Here is a 16,281-nt window from a genome sequence, read left to right as displayed (position 1 = left end):
AGTGACGAGCGAACGGGGACCAGCCCTGAAGTCTGCATGGTTCTAGCAAAACGGCCTGGAAAGGCCGGCCATAGAAGGTGATAGCCCTGTATGTGAAAGGGCCACGCAGATGATGATGAGTAAGGCGGGGCACGTGAAACCCTGTCTGAACATGGGGGGACCATCCTCCAAGGCTAAATACTCCTGACCGACCGATAGTGAACCAGTACCGTGAGGGAAAGGCGAAAAGAACCCCGGAGAGGGGAGTGAAATAGAACCTGAAACCGTGTGCGTACAAGCAGTGGGAGCCGACTTGTTCGGTGACTGCGTACCTTTTGTATAATGGGTCAGCGACTTACTGTATGTGGCGAGCTTAACCGTATAGGGGAGGCGAAGGGAAACCGAGTCTGAATAGGGCGCATAGTCGCATGCAGTAGACCCGAAACCGGGTGATCTAGCCATGCCCAGGGTGAAGGTCGGGTAACACCGACTGGAGGCCCGAACCCACTCCTGTTGCAAAAGTAGGGGATGAGGTGTGGCTAGGAGTGAAAAGCTAATCGAACCCGGAGATAGCTGGTTCTCCTCGAAAGCTATTTAGGTAGCGCCTCGTGCGAATCTTCTTGGGGGTAGAGCACTGTTATGGCTAGGGGGTCATTGCGACTTACCAAACCATTGCAAACTCCGAATACCAAGACAGACTACACGGGAGACACACGGCGGGTGCTAACGTCCGTCGTGAAAAGGGAAACAACCCAGACCTACAGCTAAGGTCCCCAAATTACCGCTCAGTGGAAAACGATGTGGGAAGGCACAGACAGCCAGGAGGTTGGCTTAGAAGCAGCCATCCTTTAAAGAAAGCGTAATAGCTCACTGGTCGAGTCGGCCTGCGCGGAAGATTTAACGGGGCTAAGCGGTATACCGAAGCTTAGGGTGCACACCTTTGGTGTGCGCGGTAGAGGAGCGTTCCGTAAGCCTGCGAAGGCAGATTGAGAAGTCTGCTGGAGGTATCGGAAGTGCGAATGCTGACATGAGTAACGATAATGCGGGTGAAAAGCCCGCACGCCGAAAGCCCAAGGTTTCCTTGCGCAACGTTAATCGGCGCAGGGTGAGTCGGCCCCTAAGGCGAGACCGAAAGGTGTAGTCGATGGGAAGCTGGTTAATATTCCAGCACCTCGCGTGACTGCGATGGGGGGACGGAGAAGGTTAGGTGTACCGGGCGTTGGTTGTCCCGGGGAAAGGAGGTAGGCATGAGGCGTAGGCAAATCCGCGCCTCTTTATGCCGAGCACCGAGACGAGTCCTATTGGACGAAGTCACTGATACCACGCTTCCAGGAAAAGCCTCTAAGCTTCAGGTCACGCAGACCGTACCGTAAACCGACACAGGTGGGCAGGATGAGAATTCTCAGGCGCTTGAGAGAACTTGGGTGAAGGAACTAGGCAACATGGCACCGTAACTTCGGGAGAAGGTGCGCCTTCCAGGGTGGCAATATGCATTGTCGAGCTCCGGAAGGCCGCAGTAACCAGGCCGCTGCGACTGTTTATCAAAAACACAGCACTCTGCAAACACGAAAGTGGACGTATAGGGTGTGACGCCTGCCCGGTGCCGGAAGGTTAATTGATGGGGTTAGCCGCAAGGCGAAGCTCTTGATCGAAGCCCCGGTAAACGGCGGCCGTAACTATAACGGTCCTAAGGTAGCGAAATTCCTTGTCGGGTAAGTTCCGACCTGCACGAATGGCGTAACGACAGCGGCGCTGTCTCCACCCAAGGCTCAGTGAAATTGAAATCGCTGTGAAGATGCAGCGTTCCCGCGGCAAGACGGAAAGACCCCGTGAACCTTTACTATAGCTTTACATTGAACGTTGAGTTCGTCTGTGTAGGATAGGTGGGAGGCTTTGAAGTGTCGGCGCTAGCTGGCATGGAGCCATCCTTGAAATACCACCCTGATGTGCTTGACGTTCTAACCTGGGCCCGTTATCCGGGTCGGGGACCATGTATGGTGGGTAGTTTGACTGGGGCGGTCTCCTCCCAAAGAGTAACGGAGGAGCACGAAGGTACGCTCAGCGCGGTCGGACATCGCGCACTGTGTGCAAAGGCATAAGCGTGCTTGACTGCAAGATCGACGGATCAAGCAGGTACGAAAGTAGGTCTTAGTGATCCGGTGGTTCTGTATGGAAGGGCCATCGCTCAACGGATAAAAGGTACTCCGGGGATAACAGGCTGATACCGCCCAAGAGTTCATATCGACGGCGGTGTTTGGCACCTCGATGTCGGCTCATCACATCCTGGGGCTGTAGTCGGTCCCAAGGGTATGGCTGTTCGCCATTTAAAGTGGTACGCGAGCTGGGTTCAGAACGTCGTGAGACAGTTCGGTCCCTATCTGTCGTGGGCGTTGGAGATTTGAGAGGGGCTGCTCCTAGTACGAGAGGACCGGAGTGGACGACCCCCTGGTGTTCCGGTTGTCATGCCAATGGCACTGCCGGGTAGCTATGGTCGGAAACGATAACCGCTGAAAGCATCTAAGCGGGAAGCGCGCCTCAAGATGAGATCTCCCGGGACACAAGTCCCCTAAAGGAACGATGAAGACCACGTCGTTGATAGGTCAGGTGTGTAAGCGCAGCAATGCGTTGAGCTAACTGATACTAATGATCCGTGCGGCTTGATCATATAACCTCAAGACGCCTTACCCTCGACAACACGTTGTCGATGACGGTATCGCCACAAAGTTCGCTACTTCCCACCCAACGAGAGCGTGTGCGCGAGTACTCCAATACACCGGAGCGCGACCCTCCACCCTCTCCCTGGCGACCATAGCGCTGTGGAACCACCCGATCCCATCCCGAACTCGGAAGTGAAACGCAGCTGCGCCAATGGTAGTGTGGCCTAAGCCATGCAAGAGTAGGTCATCGCCAGGGGCTTTACCCCCGAAAGGCCGGTCCAACAGGACCGGCCTTTCTCTTTATGCAAACTCCCCCGCCAACAGGCGGGGGTTTTTCTTTGTGCGCAAGGAAAACACCACCGCCAACACGCGGGGGTTTTGTTCCGGGCAACAAAAAAGCCGCCCGGGGGCGGCTTTTCCTGATCCCGGAGAAGGGGTTCAGCGCAGCGCGTAACCAAACTGCTGGCGGAACTGCTCCGAGAATTCCTCGAAATCGAAACGCTGGTTCTGCGGACCCAGGTGTTCGATCTTCAGGGCGCCCATCAGCGAGGCGATGCGGCCGGTGGTGGCCATGTCCATGCCGTTCATCAGGCCGAAGATCAGGCCGGCCCGGTAGGCGTCGCCGCAGCCAGTGGGATCGACCACCCGCATGGCATTGGCCGCGGGGATGTGCAGCTCGCCGCCCTGGGTATGGACCTCGGAACCCTTGGGGCCCCGGGTGATGATGTAGGCCTTCACCCGCTCGGCGATGTCGGTTTCGGACAGGCCGGTCTTTTCCTGCAGCAGGTTGGACTCGTAGTCGTTCACGGTCACGTAGGTGGACTGCTCGATCATCTGGGTCAGTTCCTTGCCGTTGAACAGCGGCATGGCCTGGCCCGGGTCGAAGATGAACGGGATATCGAGCTCGGCGAACTCCCTCGAGTTCTGCAGCATGGCCTCGTAGCCGTCCGGGCCGACGATGCCAAAACCCACGTCCTGTACGTCCTTCACGTGGTTTTCGTAGGAGCGCATCATCGCCCCCGGGTGGAAAGCGGTGATCTGGTTGTCGTCCAGGTCGGTGGTGATGAAGGCCTGGGCGGTATAGAGGTCGCTGATTTCCTTGACGTGGTCCAGGCGGATCTCGCAGGCCTCGAAGTGCTCCTGGTAGGGGCCGAAGTCCTGGCCGACCGTGGCCATCGGGATCGGGTTGCCCCCGAGCAGCTTGAGGTTGTAGGCGATGTTGCCGGCGCAGCCCCCGAATTCACGGCGCATCCGCGGGACCAGGAAGGACACGTTCAGGATGTGCACCTTGTCCGGCAGGATGTGGTTCTTGAACTGGTCCTGGAACACCATGATGGTGTCGTAGGCCAGGGAGCCGCAGATCAGGGCGGATGCCATCGTTCGGGACCTCTCTGGAAGGGACGCGGGATCGGGCCCGCAAAGGGCGACATGTTAGCGCGAGGCTGCACGCATGGCACGAAATAACGGCTTTTTACCTTGCCGGGCCGTAGGGTGGTTGTTACGCTAGCCCACCCCCCGAAACCCCACATTTAACGGGCTCTCCCGCATGTTCAAGAAGCTCCGCGGGCTGTTCTCGAACGATCTGTCGATCGACCTCGGAACCGCCAACACCCTTATTTTCGTCCGCGGCCAGGGCATCGTCCTGAACGAGCCGTCGGTGGTCGCCGTGCGCCATGGCGCCGGTGGCCGCGAAGTCGCCGCGGTCGGCAGCGAAGCCAAGAAGATGCTTGGTCGCACGCCCGGCAACATCACCACGCATCGCCCGATGAAGGACGGCGTCATCGCCGACTTCACCCACACCGAGGAAATGCTCAAGCAGTTCATCAAGAAGGTGCACAAGTCGCGCTTCCTGCGGCCCAGCCCCCGCGTGCTGATCTGCGTGCCCTGCGGTTCGACCCAGGTCGAACGCCGCGCCATCAAGGAGTCGGCCGAGGAGGCGGGCGCCCGCGAGGTCTACCTGATCGAAGAACCGATGGCCGCCGCGATCGGCGCCGGCATCCCGGTCGACGAAGCGCGTGGCTCGATGGTGATCGACATCGGTGGCGGCACCTCGGAAGTGGCCGTCATCTCGCTCAATGGCATCGTCTACTCGCAGTCGGTGCGCATCGGCGGCGACCGCTTCGACGAAGCCATCATCAACTACGTACGCCGCAACCACGGCACCCTGATCGGCGAGACCACCGCCGAACGCATCAAGCTCGAAATCGGCTGCGCCTTCCCGCAGGCCGAGGTCAAGGAGTTCGAGGTGTCGGGGCGCAACCTGGCCGAGGGCGTGCCGCGCATGATCGTCATCAATTCCAACGAAGTGCTCGAAGCCCTGCACGAACCGCTCAGCGGCATCGTCAGCGCCGTCAAGCAGGCGCTGGAACAAACGCCGCCGGAACTGTGCGCCGACGTCGCCGAGCGCGGCATCGTGCTCAGCGGTGGTGGTGCGCTGCTGCGCGACCTCGACAAGCTGATCTCCGAAGAAACCGGCCTGCACGTGCACGTGGCCGACGACCCGCTCACCTGCGTCGCCCGGGGTGGCGGCCGCGCCCTTGAGCTGATCGACATGCACGGCAACGAGTTCTTCTCCGCCGAGTGAGCCTGCTTGCAGGCGCAATCCCCATCCGGATGACGCCGTGGCCTATCCTGGAAACCCGGCGCCTCGCCTGACCGACGGCGCCGGCAGCACGCTACCGCTGCTGGCCTACCTCGCCATCGCCACCGTGCTGATGGTGGCCGACCTGCGCGGCGGATTCGCCGCCCAGGCCCGCGTGCACCTGTCCGCGCTGGCCGAACCCGTGTGGTGGCTGGCGGCCGCGCCGGGCCGGCTCATCGATGGCGCCGGCGAGATGTTCACCAGCCGCGCCAGCCTCCAGGACGACAACGACCGCCTGCGCCGCGAGCTGCAGGTCAACGCCAGCCGCCTGCACCGCCTGCTGGCGGTGGCCGAGGAAAACCAGCGCCTGCGCGAGTTGCTCGGCGGCACCCGCGGCTTCCGGCTCAACGCCCAGCTCGCCGGCATCATCGACGTCGACCTCGACCCCTCGCGCCAGCGCATCGTGCTCGACGCCGGCAGCAACGACGATGTGCGTGTCGGCCAGGCCATGATCGATGCCGGCGGCGTGCTTGGCCAGGTCATCGAAGTCACGCCGCGGCATTCCACCGCGCTGCTGCTGACCGATCCCGAGCACGCGGTGCCGGTGCAGGTGGCCCGCACCGGCCTGCGAGCCATCGCCTACGGCACCGGCCGCACCGACATGCTGCGCCTGCCGAGCATCCCGCAAAGCGGCGACATCCGCGTTGGTGACCGCCTGGTCACGTCGGGCATCGGTGGCCGTTTCCCGGCGGGCTTTCCCGTGGGCGTGGTCGAAAGCGTGAAGCCCGACGAGACCCAGCTGTTCGTGGTCGCCGAAGCCCGCCCGTCGGCACGGCTGGATCGCGGCGTGGAGGTCCTGCTGGTCAGCAATATCGCCGACGGTGTCAACGCCGGTCCACCGCTGCCGCCGCCGCCCGTTCCCGAGCAGGAAAACGAGCAAGCCGCCGGCGATGCCGCCGCGACGGATGCCGGGGCCGCAGCTGCCGGGGAAACCGAATGAACCGCGGCCCGTCCGGCTGGTTGCTCTACGGCGGCCTGTTCCTGGCGCTGTTGCTCATGGTCGTGCCCCTTCCCCAGGGCATGGACCTGGCGCGGCCCTACGTGCTGGCGATGCTGCTCTGCTACTGGCTGCTCGAGACCCCGGACCGGGTCGGGCTGGGCACCGCCTTCCTGGCTGGCCTGGCCGCCGACCTGGTGGCCGGCACCTTGTTGGGCGAACAGGCCCTGCGGCTGGTGGTGATGGCTTTCCTGGTGCAGCGCTTCCGGGCGAGGCTGCGCTTCTTCCCGCTGTGGCAGCAGGCGCTGGCGGTGTTCGCGCTGCTGGTCAACGACCGCCTGGTCGACCAGGCCATCCACGCCATCGCCGGCGACGGGCTGCTGCCCTGGGCAAGCTGGCTCTCGCCGGTGCTGGGTTTCGCGCTCTGGCCCTGGCTGTTCCTGTTGCTCGACGGGCTGCGCCTGCGCACGCGCGATCGCGCCAGCTGATCCGATGCGCTCGATCCCGCGCCGCAAGCTCAAGAACCTGCACGCCGAGGCGGCGCAGTTCGACCGTCGCGCCATCGTCGGTTTCATCGCCATCGCGCTGGCCATGCTGGGCCTGGCCGGCGGTTATTTCCGCCTGCAGGTGCTGCAGCACGAGGAATACCAGCTGCGGTCCGAAGCCAACCGCATCAAACCCCGGCCAATCGTGCCGGCCCGCGGCCTGATCTACGACCGCAACGGCCGCCTGCTGGCCGACAACGTGCCGGCCTACCGGCTCGAGATCGTCGCCGAACAGGTCCAGGACCTCGACGCCACCCTCGAGGGCCTGGCCGAACTGGTGGACCTGGATCCGGAAGACATCGAACGCTTCCGTGAAACCCGCCGCGTCACCCGCAGCTTCCGCCCGGTGCCGCTCAAGCTGAGGCTCAGCGAGGGCGAACTGGCCCGCCTGGCGGTGAACCGGCACCGCTTCCCCGGGGTCGAAGTGGTGCCCTACCTGACCCGGCGCTATCCCTACGGCGACCTGTTCGCCCATGTCATCGGCTACGTCGGCCGCGTCGACGCCGACGACCTGGCCGCGATGGGCGACAGCCGCAACACCGCGCTCACCCACATCGGCAAGGCCGGCATCGAACGTTATTACGAAGACCGGCTTCGCGGCGAGATCGGCTACGAGGAGGTCGAGACCAACGTCGAGGGCCGCGCCCTGGGCGTGGTCCGCCGGCAGCCGGCCACGCCCGGCACCGACCTGCGCCTGACCGTGGATGCACGCCTGCAGCAGGCGATGGTGGACGCGTTCGAAGGCCAGCACGGCGCCGCCATCGCGGTGGATCCGGCCACCGGCGAAATCCTGGGCATGGTCAGCCTGCCCAGCTACGACCCGAACCTGTTCATCAACGGCATCAGCCATCCCGACTGGCAGGCGCTGCAGGCGCCGGCGCGGCCGCTGTTCAACCGCAACGTGCTCGGCGGCGCGCCGCCGGGCTCGACCATCAAGCCGTTCATGGCATTGGCAGCGCTTGAAGCCGGCATCCGCACGCCGCAATACCAGACCCTGTCCACCGGCGAGTTCTTCCTGCCCGGCCAGGAACGCGGTTACCGGGACTGGCGCCCCGGCGGCCATGGCCGCGTCAACCTGCGCGAGTCGCTGGCGCAATCGGTGAACACGTATTATTTCGAGCTCGCGGTCGAGCTGGGCGTGGATCGCATCGATCCGTTCTTCGAGCGCCTGGGCTTCGGCCGGCCCACCGGCATCGATCTCGCCGGCGAAGCCTCCGGCGTGCGCCCTTCGCGGCGCTGGAAGCGCATGCAGTTCAACCAGAACTGGTTTCCCGGCGACACCGTCAATGCCGCGATCGGGCAGGGCTTCTGGGTGACCACGCCGCTGCAGATGGTGCAGGCGACCGCAATGCTGGCCAACGGCGGCATGCTGTACCGGCCACACCTGCTGCAGGCCAGCCAGGCCGGTTTCAACGAGCCACTCAAACCCGAGCCGCAGCTGCCCGGGCGGCAGGTCATCGACAATGCCGAACACCTGGCCGCGGTGAACGAAGGCCTGGTGGCGGTGATGCACGGCCCCACCGGTTCCGCCCGCCGCGTCGCCGTCGACTCGCCCTACCAGATGGCCGGCAAGACCGGCACCGCGCAGCGCGTCAGCCGCCGCGGCACCGAGCGCATGAATCCCAACGACCTGCCCTACCACCTGCGCCACCAGGCCTGGTTCATCGGCTTCGCGCCGGCGCAAGACCCGGGCATCGCCGTCGTGGTGCTGGTCGAACACGGCGGTTCCGGCAGCGGTGCCGCGGCCCCGGTGGCCAAGCGCATCATGGACGCCTGGCTGCTGCCGGTGGTCGACGAGGTCGCGCCGTGATCGCCCTGCTGCGCTGGGGCGGCGAGCTTTTCGACCGCCTGTTCGAGAAGGTGGACCTGCCGCTGTTGCTGGCGCTGCTGGCCCTGATGGTGGTCAGCCTGGTGGTGCTGGCCAGCGCGTCGGGTGAAAACACCCGGCTGGTGGTGTCGCAGGGCGCCCGGTTCGGCGTCGGCCTGGTGGCCCTGTTGCTGCTGTCGCGGGTGACGCCGGCCAAGCTGCGGCTGTGGACGCCGCTCGCCTACGCCGGCAGCCTCGTGCTGCTGGCGGCGGTGTTCGTCTTCGGCACCGGGCGCAGCGCCAACCTCTGGCTCAACCTGGGCGTGTTCTACCTGCAGCCCGGAGAGCTGCTCAAGCTGACGGTGCCGATGATGCTGGCCTGGTACCTGCACTCGGTGACCCTGCCGCCGGGCTGGCGCGTGCTGGCGGTGTGCGCGGCGATCATCGGCCTGCCGGTGGCGATGATCGTGTTCCAGCCCGACCTGGGTACCGGCATGCTGGTGGCGGCCTCGGGCGTGTTCGCCGTTTTCCTGGCCGGCATCGCCTGGTGGCGCATCGGCCTGTTCGCCGGCCTGGGGCTGGCGGCGCTGCCGGCGGCCTGGCCCTTCCTGTTGCCGCACCAGCGCGAGCGCATCCTGACCTTCGTCAATCCGGAAAACGACCCCCTGGGCGCCGGCTGGAACATCATCCAGTCCAAGATCGCCATCGGCTCGGGCGGGCTTACCGGCAAAGGGTGGGGGCAGGGCAGCCAGTCGCACCTGGACTTCCTTCCCGAGCACACCACCGACTTCGTGTTTTCCGTGCTCAGCGAAGAGTTCGGCTGGGTCGGCGTGGTCACGGTGCTGGCGCTCTACCTGTTCGTCGTCGGGCGCTGCCTGTGGATCGCCACCCAGGCCCGGGACGGTTTCGCCCGCCTGCTCGCCGGCACCCTGGCGATGACCTTCTCGGTGTACGTGGTGGTCAACGGCGGCATGGTCGCCGGCCTGCTGCCGGTGGTTGGCGTGCCCATGCCCCTGGTGAGCTTCGGCGGCACCTCGGCGGTGTCGCTGCTGGTCGGTTTCGGCATGGTGATGTCGGTGCACGCACACCGAAAATTCATGGCTTCCTGAACCAGCCTGGCGCCGGCGCCGTGTTAAATTGCCGGCAGTCCACGACGGTTGCTTCCATGCCCTCCTTGCTGCTTCGACTCTCCGCCCTGCTGCTGGCCGCTTCGGCCGCCGTCCATGCGAATCCGGTGCCCGACCCGGCCCTGCGCGAGGCTTTCCTGGCCCACGCCAGCGAAAAATACGGGCTGTCCGCCGGGGAAGTCGAAGGCTGGCTGGCGCAGTCGGCTTACCGGCAGAGCATCGTCAACGCCATGGCGCGACCGGCGGAGCGGGTCAAGTCCTGGGCCGAGTACCGGCCCATCTTCATCTCCGACAAGCGCATCCGCGACGGCCAGGCCTTCCTGGACAAGCACCGCGAAGCCCTGGCCCGCGTCGAGGCGGACACCGGCGTGCCGGCGGAGCTGATCGTCGCCATCATCGGCGTGGAAACCAGCTACGGCGGCAACACCGGCAGCTACAAGGTGCTCGACGCGCTGTACACGCTGGGGTTCTTCTACCCGGTCAGCGGCGATGCCGGCCAGGTCGCCCGCGAAGAGGCGCGCGGGCGTTTCTTCCGCGACGAGCTCGCCCAGGTGATGCTGCTGGCCAAGGAAGAAAACCTCGACCTGGCCGCGCTCAAGGGCAGCTATGCCGGTGCGATGGGCTACGGCCAGTTCATGCCGTCGAGCTACCGGGCCTACGCCCGCGACGGCGACGGCGACGGCCGCCGCGACCTGTTCGGCAACCTCGACGACGTGTTCGCGTCGATCGCCAACTATTTCGTCGCCCATGGCTGGCAGGCGGGCGAGCCGGTGGTGGCGCTGGCCCGCGCCGACGAGGGCGCCGCTCCCTTCGAAGCCGAGGGCCTGGAAGCTCGCTACAGCCTGGCCGAACTGGGTGAGAAGGGCTACCGCCCGGCCGAGGCCGCCGACCATGGGCTCAACGCCACCCTGGTCACGCTCGAAGGCAGCAGCGGCACCGAGCACTGGCTCGGTTTCCGCAATTTCTACGCCATCACCCGCTACAACCGTTCGCCGATGTACGCCATGGCCGTGCACCAGCTGTCGCGTGAAATCGCCGGCGGCAACGGGGTCGCCGCCGCGCCATGAGGGCCGGCCTGGCCTGCGTGGTGCTGCTGCTGGCGGCCTGCGCCGGCAAGCCCACCCGCCCGGTGGCACCGGCCACCGCGCCGGCCGCCGATGCACCGCGGGCGGCCGCGGCGTCGGCGCCTGCGGCGGCTTCGGCGCAGGCGCTGCAGGCGGCCTGCCTGCAAGTGCGTGAACACCGGGACGAGGACTACACGGCCGGCGGCCTGTACGCCCCCGGTGTCGCCGACTCGGCACCCCGCGATGCCCTGGACATCTCCGGGCTGGTGGAGCCCGAACCGCGGCACGAGGACCGCGCCCGCTACGGCAACCGGTCTCCCTATACCGTGCTGGGGCGCAGCTACCGGGTGCTCGACAGCGCCGAGGGATACGTCGAGCGCGGCACCGCCTCGTGGTACGGCCAGAAGTTCCACGGCCGGCATACCTCGAGCCGCGAAATCTACGACATGTGCAGCTTCTCCGCCGCGCACAAGACCCTGCCCCTGCCCAGCTTCGCCCGGGTGACGCGCCTGGACACCGGCGAGTCCGTGGTGGTCCGGGTCAACGACCGCGGGCCCTTCCACGCCGGCCGCATCATCGACCTCAGCTACGCCGCCGCGGTGAAGCTGGGGATCGACCGCAGCGGCACCGCCCAGGTCGAGGTGCGCGCGCTGCTGCCCGGCGATGACGCGCCGCGGCTCGCGGCCAACGCAGCGGGCGCGGCGACCACCGCGCCGGCGCCGGGGCCGGCATCCACCGTGAGGGTGGCCGACGACGGCCGCCGTCGCATCATCCAGGTCGGCGCCTACCGCGAACGCGACAATGCCCGCCGCATCGCCCGCCAGATCGAGGACGCCGGCATCGACGGCGTGGAAGTCGCCTCGGTGCGGATCAACGGCAGCAAGCTCTGGCGGGTGCGCGTGGGCCCGCTGGCGGCCGCCGCCACCGCCGACGTCATTGAACGCCTGCACGCCCTGGGCCTGCCCAGCCCGCGCGTGTTCATCGAATAGGGGCTAGCATCATTGCCCTGTCCACGGCCTGCGCCTGCGCGCGGGCCCCTGAATAACTGGAGTTTTCGCCGGATGCCTGTTTCCCGTTTCCTGTCCTTCCTGCTGGCGGCGATGCTCGCCGGCGGTGCCTCCGCCCAGGCCCCGGCCCCGGTGCCGAAGCCCGCCACCCCCGAAATGGCGCCACCGCCAACGCCGGAAGCCCCGGTGCCCGAGGGCGCCAAGGCGTGGATCCTGATGGACCACACCAGTGGCCAGGTGCTGGCGGGTGAAAACATCGACCAGCCGCTCAACCCCGCGTCCATCACCAAGGTGATGACCTCCTACGTCGTCGCGGCCGAGGTCGCGGCAGGGCGGGTGTCGCTGGACGACAAGGTCAAGATCAGCGAAAACGCCTGGCGCCAGGGCGGCGCCGGCACCGACGGCAGCTACAGCGCGCTGGAGGTCAATACCGAGGTCAAGCTCGACGACGTGCTGCATGGCCTGGTCATCCAGTCCGGCAACGACGCCGCGATCGCGCTGGCCGAACACGTCGGCGGCAGCGAGGCCGCTTTCGTGGACATGATGAACGCCTATGCCGCCAAGCTGGGCATGAACGGCTCGCGTTTCGAAAACGCCCACGGCCTGACCGCCGAAGGCCACCTGATGACCGCGCGCGACATCGCGACGCTGTCTCGCGCGCTGATCAACCACTTCCCGGATCACTACGCGCTCTACAAGATCAAGGAATTCACCTACAACGGCATCCAGCAGTACAACCGCAACGGCCTGCTGTGGAAGGACGACAGCGTCGACGGCCTCAAGACCGGCCATACCTCGGCCGCGGGCTATTGCTTGGCCGCTTCGGCCAAGCGCGGCGACCAGCGCCTGGTGTCGGCGGTGCTGGGCATCGACACCAACAGCCGCAACGAAGGCTTCCGCTTGCGCGAGCAGGGCAACCTGGCCCTGCTCAACTGGGGCTTCCGCCACTTCGAAACCCATAGCGTCTACGGCGCCGGCGACCAGGTCGCCGAGCACCCGATCTGGCGCGGTGCCGCCGACACGGTGTCGCTGGGCGTCAGCGAGCCGCTGCTGGTGACCGTGCCACGCGGCCGTTACGGCGAACTCAAGCCAAGCATGGACGTGCCCAAGCAGCTCGTCGCGCCGGTGACCCGCGGCCAGGCCATCGGCACGCTGCGCCTGAGCCTGGACGGCGAGGTCGTGGCCGAGCGACCGCTGGTGGCGCTGGCCGACGTGGCCGAGGGCGGTTTCTTCAAGCGCATGAGCGACGATTTCTGGCTGTGGTGGGAAAGCGAATAGCTTGCGGATGAGCCCGGCGCGGCCGGGCAGGCGGGGGCGGTGAGGTGCGCAAGGCAGAGGGCGACGAACTGGCAGTGATGCGCCTGGCCCGCGAAGCGGCCGACACCCGCCAGCGCCTGGTCGCGGGTGGCCTGTTCTACGTGATCGGCTGGCTGGTGGTGTCGGCGCCCGGCGCGGTGATGGTCCAGCACACCCTGGCCTGGGCGGGCATCACGATGGCCTTCATGGTCCTGGCGGCGCTTCGTCTCTGGCCCGCGGTCCCCGACGAGCAGGCCGGCGCCGCCGGCATCAGCCGCTGGCTCGACCGCCAGTGGAGCGTGGTGCTGGTGACCGCGGCGCTCTGGGGCGGCGTGTTGAGCTGGATCCTGCTCGACCCCCACCTCGCCGGCGGACGCAGTGCGGCCCTGCTGTGCACCATCGCCTTCGCCACGGCGTTCGCCCACAACTATGCGCTGCGCCGCAACCGCGCCCTGCTGGGCGTGGCGCTGATCTACCTGCCGGCGCCCCTGCTGCTGCCACGGACCGACGAATCCCTGGCGGTCGAGGTCACGGTCGCGGCCTATTCGATCTACCTGGCCGTGGTGCTGCTGCGCAGCTACCGCGAGTACCAGCAGCACCTGGACCTTTACGACGCGCTGCGGCTGCAGCGCGACCAGTACGAGCGCCTGAGCCGCATCGACCCGCTGACCGGCGTCGCCAACCGGCGCGCCTTCGGTGGGGCGCTCGAGCACCACGTGGGCGAGGCGCGCCGGACCGGTCGGCCGCTGGCGATGCTGGTGCTGGACCTGGACCACTTCAAGCGCGTGAACGACGAACACGGCCACGACGCCGGCGACGCCTGCCTGGTGCGCTTCGCCGACCGCCTGCGGGAAATGGTCCAGGCCCCCGGCGCCCACCTGTCGCGCCTGGGCGGCGAGGAGTTCGGCGTGCTGTTGCCCGGCTACGCGGCGGACGCCGCCGCGGTGGTCGCCGAGGGCTTCCGTGCCAGCCTGGAACAGCGCCCGCTGCAGCTGCGCGAAGGCCCGCTGGCGATCACGGTCAGCATCGGCGTCGCGGTGCTGCATCCCGAGGCCGGGGAGGCCGGCGCGGAGCTGTACCGCGCCGCCGACCGGGCCATGTACCGCGCCAAGGCCGAGGGCCGGAACCGGGTGCGGGTGGAGGCGCCTTGACCCTTGGGCAGGGGCGCGGTCGCCCCCATAATGCAGGGCATGTCCATCCATTCCGACAATCCCGACCACGGTTTCCAGTTCCCGGGCCTCTTTGAGATCTGCGCCATGGGTTCGGCCGAAGCCGACCTGCACCTGGTGATGCCGATGGTGCTCGAGGCCCTGGGCCTGACCGTCTACCGCGACCGCCTGTCGATCAAGCCCTCCGTGAAGGGCAACTACGTCTCGGTCACCCTGGTCTTCGAGGCGCACAGCCGCGAGGACTACGACGCCGCGCACGGCGCGCTGCGCGAGCACCCGGCGGTGAAGTGGACGCTGTAGCGGCTGCCTGCGGGGTCACCGATCGTGTCGTGGCGGGCCCGCGGCCCTGGCTCGTGCGGGACCTGGGTCGCCAGGCCTACGAACCGGTCTGGCGCGCCATGCAGGCGCTGACCGACGCCCGCGGACCAGAAACCACCGACGAACTGTGGCTGGTCGAACACGACCCGGTGTTCACGCTCGGCCAGGCCGGCAAGCCCGAACACGTGCTCGCCCCGGGCGACATCCCGGTGCTGCAGGTCGATCGCGGCGGCCAGGTCACCTACCACGGCCCCGGCCAGCTGGTGGCTTACCCGCTGGTGGACCTGCGCCGGCTGGGCCTGGGCGTGCGCGAGCTCGTCTGCCGGATCGAATCGGCCGTGATCGACGTACTGGCCGGCTACGGGATCACCGGCGAGCGCCGCGACGGCGCCCCGGGCATCTACGTGGCCGGCCGCAAGGTCATGGCCCTGGGCCTGCGCGTCCGGCGCGGCTGCAGCTTCCACGGCCTGGCCTTCAATATCGCCATGGACCTCGAGCCCTTCTCCCGCATCAATCCCTGTGGATTCCAAGGCTTGGAAGTGACCTCGGTGCTAGACTTGGGCGGCCCTGGCGACCCCGCCGCGGTCAAGCCGCTGCTGGTCGAGGCCCTGTCCCGCCGGCTTGGCCTGCAGGCCCGGCCCGAGCCCGGCCTCCCCGATCTCCCTGTTGCCTGAGGCCCCATGTCCGATTCCCCCGCCAAGTCCATCCCGCTGCAGGTGCTGGGTTCGCCCCTGGTGGAAGGCCAGAAGCAGCTGGGCGGCGACAAGATCGGCAAAAGCCCGGTCAAGTTCGACGAAAACGCGCCTATCCTGCGAAAACCCAGCTGGATCCGGGTGCGCATTCCGTCCGGCAACGCGGTCCAGAAGCTCAAGAGCAAACTGCGCGAGAACCGCCTGGTCACGGTCTGTGAAGAAGCCAGCTGCCCGAACATCCACGAATGTTTCAGCCACGGCACCGCCACCTTCATGATCCTGGGCGAGGTCTGCACCCGCCGCTGCAGTTTCTGCGACGTCGCCCACGGCCGGCCCAAGCCGCCCGACGCCAGCGAGCCGGCCAGCCTGGCCCGGACCATCGCCGACATGGGCCTGAAGTACGTCGTGATCACGTCGGTGGACCGCGACGACCTGCGTGATGGCGGCGCCCAGCATTTCGTCGACTGCATCCGCGAGTCGCGGGCCCTGTCGCCGGCCCTGAAGATCGAAATCCTGACGCCCGATTTCCGCGGCAAGGGCCGCATGGACCGGGCCCTGGAGATCCTCGCGCAGTCGCCGCCGGACGTGTTCAACCACAACCTCGAAACGGTGCCCGACCTGTATCCCAACGTGCGCCCGGGCGCCGACTACCAGTGGTCGCTGCAGTTGCTCAAGCGCTTCAAGGCCCAGCATCCCGAGGTTCCCACCAAGTCCGGCATCATGCTGGGGCTGGGCGAAACCTTCGAACAGGTCATGGCCACGCTGCGCGACCTGCGCGCGCACGACGTCGACATGATCACCATCGGCCAGTACCTGCAGCCCACGCCGCACCATCACCCGGTGGTGCGTTACTGGACCCCGGAAGAATTCAAGGCCCTCGAGGCCGCCGGCCTGGCCCTGGGCTTCACGCACGTGGCGTCCGGTCCGATGGTGCGTTCTTCCTACCACGCGGACCGAATGGCCGCTGAAGCCGGATTCGTCGCCGACACCGCCTGAACGCCGGGCGGGGTATGCTCGAAACCGTGCCCACAGCCAGCACTAT

13 protein-coding genes and 2 rRNA genes (1 of these 15 cut by a window edge) are annotated in these 16,281 nt (G+C 66.7%); 14 read left to right on the top strand and 1 reads right to left on the bottom strand.

What is annotated here, in order from left to right:
• Together N788_RS08480 and rrf are read left to right on the top strand one after the other, a co-directional pair.
• A 23S ribosomal RNA gene (locus N788_RS08480) occupies positions 1–2,644 on the top strand; it begins 238 nt to the left of the window's first position.
• 133 nt (positions 2,645–2,777) lie between these two features.
• Positions 2,778–2,892, top strand: a 5S ribosomal RNA gene (gene rrf / locus N788_RS08475).
• A 182-nt stretch (positions 2,893–3,074) separates the two neighbouring features.
• Here rrf and N788_RS08470 read toward each other — a convergent pair.
• Entirely contained in the window at positions 3,075–4,013 is a 939-nt protein-coding gene (locus tag N788_RS08470; protein WP_034223745.1) for a carbohydrate kinase family protein, read from the bottom strand.
• Between the two features lie 169 nt (positions 4,014–4,182).
• Here N788_RS08470 and N788_RS08465 point away from each other — a divergent pair, with 169 nt between their 5' ends.
• The 12 genes from N788_RS08465 (at position 4,183) to lipA (ending at position 16,235) form a co-directional block, all read left to right on the top strand.
• Positions 4,183–5,220 carry a rod shape-determining protein gene (locus N788_RS08465; protein ID WP_034223742.1) on the top strand — a complete coding sequence of 346 codons (1,038 nt, stop codon included), beginning with the start codon at positions 4,183–4,185 and terminating at the stop codon, positions 5,218–5,220.
• A 37-nt stretch (positions 5,221–5,257) separates the two neighbouring features.
• Entirely contained in the window at positions 5,258–6,217 is a 960-nt protein-coding gene (mreC, locus tag N788_RS08460) for a rod shape-determining protein MreC (RefSeq protein ID WP_051924506.1), read from the top strand.
• On the top strand, positions 6,214–6,702 hold the full coding sequence (gene mreD, locus N788_RS08455; RefSeq protein WP_034223739.1) for a rod shape-determining protein MreD: 489 nt from the start codon (positions 6,214–6,216) through the stop codon (positions 6,700–6,702). The genes mreC and mreD overlap by 4 nt, the downstream gene beginning before the upstream one ends.
• Before the next feature lie 4 nt (positions 6,703–6,706).
• Complete coding sequence (gene mrdA, locus N788_RS08450) at positions 6,707–8,569, top strand: penicillin-binding protein 2 (RefSeq protein ID WP_051924505.1); 1,863 nt, start codon at positions 6,707–6,709, stop codon at positions 8,567–8,569.
• A complete protein-coding gene (gene rodA, locus N788_RS08445; RefSeq protein ID WP_034223736.1) occupies positions 8,566–9,675 on the top strand; it encodes a rod shape-determining protein RodA in 1,110 nt (369 codons plus the stop codon). The genes mrdA and rodA overlap by 4 nt, the downstream gene beginning before the upstream one ends.
• 56 nt (positions 9,676–9,731) lie before the next feature.
• On the top strand, positions 9,732–10,760 hold the full coding sequence (mltB, locus tag N788_RS08440) for a lytic murein transglycosylase B (RefSeq protein ID WP_084695971.1): 1,029 nt from the start codon (positions 9,732–9,734) through the stop codon (positions 10,758–10,760).
• Entirely contained in the window at positions 10,757–11,746 is a 990-nt protein-coding gene (locus N788_RS08435) for a septal ring lytic transglycosylase RlpA family protein (RefSeq protein ID WP_034223734.1), read from the top strand. Before mltB ends, N788_RS08435 begins: the two co-directional genes overlap by 4 nt.
• Before the next feature lie 72 nt (positions 11,747–11,818).
• Positions 11,819–13,042, top strand: a complete 1,224-nt coding sequence (locus N788_RS08430) for a D-alanyl-D-alanine carboxypeptidase family protein (protein WP_051924504.1) — start codon at positions 11,819–11,821, stop codon at positions 13,040–13,042.
• Between the two features lie 44 nt (positions 13,043–13,086).
• Complete coding sequence (locus tag N788_RS08425; protein ID WP_051924503.1) at positions 13,087–14,211, top strand: GGDEF domain-containing protein; 1,125 nt, start codon at positions 13,087–13,089, stop codon at positions 14,209–14,211.
• 39 nt (positions 14,212–14,250) lie between these two features.
• Positions 14,251–14,529, top strand: coding sequence for a DUF493 family protein (locus tag N788_RS08420; protein ID WP_034223732.1), 279 nt, complete (start codon positions 14,251–14,253; stop codon positions 14,527–14,529).
• Positions 14,517–15,221, top strand: coding sequence for a lipoyl(octanoyl) transferase LipB (gene lipB, locus N788_RS08415; protein ID WP_034223730.1), 705 nt, complete (start codon positions 14,517–14,519; stop codon positions 15,219–15,221). The genes N788_RS08420 and lipB overlap by 13 nt, the downstream gene beginning before the upstream one ends.
• Before the next feature lie 6 nt (positions 15,222–15,227).
• On the top strand, positions 15,228–16,235 hold the full coding sequence (lipA, locus tag N788_RS08410; protein WP_034223728.1) for a lipoyl synthase: 1,008 nt from the start codon (positions 15,228–15,230) through the stop codon (positions 16,233–16,235).
• Positions 16,236–16,281 lie beyond the last annotated feature (46 nt).

The sequence above is a fragment of the Arenimonas donghaensis DSM 18148 = HO3-R19 genome (genome assembly GCF_000743535.1).
GTDB classification, from domain to species: Bacteria; Pseudomonadota; Gammaproteobacteria; order Xanthomonadales; family Xanthomonadaceae; genus Arenimonas; species Arenimonas donghaensis.
The sequence above is the reverse complement of the archived record's forward strand: the minus strand, read 5'-3'. Positions and strand labels throughout refer to the sequence as shown.

Bases quoted from the DNA above. Each gene is read 5' to 3' on its own strand.
- N788_RS08420 (WP_034223732.1), top strand. From the start codon at position 14,251: ATGTCCATCCATTCCGACAATCCCGACCACGGTTTCCAGTTCCCGGGC.
- lipA (WP_034223728.1), top strand. From the start codon at position 15,228: ATGTCCGATTCCCCCGCCAAGTCCATCCCGCTGCAGGTGCTGGGTTCG.
- N788_RS08435 (WP_034223734.1), top strand. From the start codon at position 10,757: ATGAGGGCCGGCCTGGCCTGCGTGGTGCTGCTGCTGGCGGCCTGCGCC.
- mreD (WP_034223739.1), top strand. From the start codon at position 6,214: ATGAACCGCGGCCCGTCCGGCTGGTTGCTCTACGGCGGCCTGTTCCTG.
- N788_RS08430 (WP_051924504.1), top strand. From the start codon at position 11,819: ATGCCTGTTTCCCGTTTCCTGTCCTTCCTGCTGGCGGCGATGCTCGCC.
- N788_RS08470 (WP_034223745.1), bottom strand. From the start codon at position 4,013: ATGGCATCCGCCCTGATCTGCGGCTCCCTGGCCTACGACACCATCATG.
- mrdA (WP_051924505.1), top strand. From the start codon at position 6,707: ATGCGCTCGATCCCGCGCCGCAAGCTCAAGAACCTGCACGCCGAGGCG.
- mltB (WP_084695971.1), top strand. From the start codon at position 9,732: ATGCCCTCCTTGCTGCTTCGACTCTCCGCCCTGCTGCTGGCCGCTTCG.
- N788_RS08465 (WP_034223742.1), top strand. From the start codon at position 4,183: ATGTTCAAGAAGCTCCGCGGGCTGTTCTCGAACGATCTGTCGATCGAC.